The sequence below is a fragment of the Bittarella massiliensis (ex Durand et al. 2017) genome, from assembly GCF_017566145.1.
GTDB lineage: Bacteria > Bacillota > Clostridia > Oscillospirales > Ruminococcaceae > Bittarella > Bittarella massiliensis_A.
In genome coordinates, this window is sequence record NZ_JABFCL010000397.1 from 1 (window position 1) to 209 (window position 209).

General features: G+C 61.7%; 1 protein-coding gene. It reads left to right on the forward strand.

Annotated features, from left to right (window positions below; translation table 11 throughout):
* The coding region (locus HJY11_RS14800) for a site-specific integrase (RefSeq protein WP_208076590.1) at positions 1-209 on the forward strand (209 nt) is incomplete at both ends.

The following is a 209-nucleotide window of genomic DNA, read 5'->3' on the forward strand; positions in this document are numbered from 1 at the left end:
GCCCGGATGATGTGATTCGCCGCGATGTGGAGGATTTCGTGGCCGCCAAGCGCGCCGACCACGCCGCGGATGCATCGGTGAACCGAGCGCTTTCCGCCGTCAAGGGGTTTCACCGGTTCATGGTTCGCGAGGGTCTCTCTTCGGTCAATCCCACGGCCACGTTGCGCGTTCCCAAAATGGGCGACCATCTGCCCGATGTGATTTCAATC